Consider the following 2,687-nt stretch of genomic DNA (forward strand, 5'->3'; position numbering starts at 1 on the left):
CAGGTCAGACGTTGAAGCGGAACTCCACCACGTCGCCGTCCGCCATCACGTAGTCCTTGCCCTCCATGCGGACCTTGCCCGCCGCCTTGGCGGCCGCCATCGAGCCCGCCGCCACCAGGTCGTCGTACGAGACGACCTCGGCCTTGATGAAGCCGCGCTCGAAGTCGGAGTGGATCACGCCCGCGGCCTGCGGTGCCGTCCATCCCTTGTGGATCGTCCACGCGCGGGACTCCTTCGGCCCCGCGGTGAGGTACGTCTGCAGGCCCAGCGTGTGGAAGCCCGCCCGGGCGAGCGAGTGCAGGCCCGGCTCCTCCTGGCCGATCGACTCGAGCAGCTCGCGCACCGACTCCTCGTCGTCCAGCTCGAGCAGCTCCGCCTCGACCTTCGCGTCCAGGAACACCGCGTCCGCCGGCGCCACGAGCTTCTCCAGCTCCGCGCGCCGGTCAGGGTCGCCGAGCACGGTCTCGTCCGCGTTGAACACGTACAGGAACGGCTTCGTCGTCAGCAGGCTGAGCTCCCGCAGCAGCGAACCATCCACTTCGGACTGAGCGGCGAACAGCGTGCGGCCGGAGTCGAGGACCGCCACCGCCTGCCGCGCCGCCTCCAGCGCCGGCCGCGCCTCCTTGCGGGTGCGGGCCTCCTTCTCCAGCCGCGGCAGGGCCTTCTCCAGCGTCTGCATGTCCGCGAGGATCAGCTCGGTGTTGATCGTCTCGATGTCCGCCGACGGGTCGATCTGACCGTCCACATGCACCACGTTGGGGTCGTCGAACACGCGGATCACCTGGCAGATCGCGTCCGCCTCGCGGATGTTGGCGAGGAACTTGTTGCCCCGGCCCTGTCCCTCCGAGGCGCCGCGGACCAGGCCCGCGATGTCCACGAAGGACACCGTGGCCGGCACCACGCGGGCGCTCGAGAACATCTCCGCCAGCACGGCCAGCCGCGGCTCGGGCAGCGGGACCACCCCGACGTTGGGCTCGATCGTCGCGAACGGGTAGTTGGCGGCGAGCACGTCGTTACTGGTCAGGGCGTTGAAGAGGGTGGACTTGCCGACATTGGGCAAGCCCACGATCCCAAGGGTCAAACTCACTGTGGTGAGTCTACGTGCCGGCCCGGTCGCGTTCCGCGTCGCCCAACCGACCGGTAGCGAACGGGCTACCTGCGGCGACATAGACGGCGGAGGGTTGTCCGAAACGAAAGGATTAGCCCGTTTGGACGCTAGTCAGTGCGCCCCTGCTCAACAACACTCCGTGACCTCTGGCTTGCTCCGCTGACGCGAGTACCCCGACACGCTTTCGCACGAACAAAAGGATCTTTGGGATGACCCGATCTAGCTCGCGCCGCCGGCGCAGAGCCGGCGTCGGCGCGGCCTTGCTCGCCGCGTCGGTCGGCCTCGCGCTGGCCGCACTCCCCTCGAGCGCGGGCGCCGCGCCGACGCAGCCCACCGACCCGGGCGTTGGCCTCGGCAAGCAGGACCGCGAAATTGTCGCCCAGGCGCGGGAGGACGGAAAGCGCACCGTCGAACTGCAGCTGATCGCCGACAGGGGCACGCTCGACGACCTGACCCGCGCGGGCGCGACGATCCGGTACCGCGCCGACGACCTCGGCTACGTCCGCGTCGAGGTGCCGGTCGGCAAGGCCGAGGCGGTCGCGGAGCTGCCCGGCGTCGACGGCGCGAACGTCGACCGCACGATCAAGCTGGACGACCCGCGGCCGGAGGGCATCTCCGACCCGTCGCCGCAGCCCGCCCCGGGCGCGAACACCCCGCGGGTCAACCCGTACATGCCGACCGGCGACACCGGCGCGGCCCAGTTCGTCGACCAGAACCCGAAGTTCGACGGCCGCGGCGTGACCGTCGGCATCGTCGACTCCGGCGTCGACCTCGGCCACCCGTCGCTGAACACCACGAGCACCGGCGAACGCAAGATCGTCGACTGGGTCACCGCGACCGACCCGCGGTTCGCGAACGGGCGCAACCTGGACAACGACCCGACGTGGATCGACATGTCGAGCCCCACGCCGGGGCAGCCGGCGAACGTCCGCTTCGGCATCTTCAACGAGCGCGACCCGCGGCTGGCCGGTGAGCTGGGCAACGACGTCAACCGGGACGGCAACCCGGCGGGCAGCATCGGCACGTTCGGCGTCCGGTGGGACAAGTCGACCGGCGAGGTGCGCGTCGACACGAACCAGAACAAGGACTTCGCCGACGACCAGCCGATGACCGACTACAAGGTCAAGCAGGACATCGGCCGGTTCGGCACGGACAACCCCGCCACGGCGGTGTCCGAGTCGATGCCGTTCGTCGTGCAGACGAGCCCGGCGACCGACTCGGTCAACATCGGCATCGTCTCCGGTGAGCACGGCTCGCACGTGGCGGGCATCGTCGCCGGCAACAAGCTGTTCGGCGGCAAGATGAGCGGTGCCGCCCCGGGCGCGAAGCTCGTCTCGGTCCGCGCCTGCCTGTTCGTCGGCGGCTGCACCTCGCACGCTCTGGACGAGGGCATGATCTACGCGGTGCAGGAAGCCGGCGTGGACGTGGTCAACATGTCCATCGGCGGCCTGGACCTGGTCAACGAGGGCAACACCGCGCGCGAGCAGCTGTACAACCGGCTGATCGAGCAGAACGACGTACAGATCTTCATCTCCGCCGGCAACGACGGCACGGGCGTCAACACGACGAGCCAACCGTC

The 2,687-nt window shown here is 69.6% G+C and carries 2 protein-coding genes; one reads left to right on the forward strand and one right to left on the reverse strand.

The features are described 5' to 3' along the window. Nucleotides 1-4: 4 nt before the first annotated feature. A complete protein-coding gene (gene ychF, locus VH969_RS09910) occupies nucleotides 5-1,087 on the reverse strand; it encodes a redox-regulated ATPase YchF (RefSeq protein ID WP_331973374.1) in 1,083 nt (360 codons plus the stop codon). Nucleotides 1,088-1,317: 230 nt separating this feature from the next. On the opposite strand from ychF, the gene VH969_RS09915 reads away from it, so the two are divergent. After that, nucleotides 1,318-2,687: S8 family serine peptidase (locus VH969_RS09915; RefSeq protein WP_331973375.1), on the forward strand; the 1,370-nt coding region annotated here is incomplete at its 3' end.

Source organism: Actinophytocola sp., assembly GCF_036555685.1.
Taxonomy (GTDB): Bacteria; Actinomycetota; Actinomycetes; order Mycobacteriales; family Pseudonocardiaceae; genus Actinophytocola.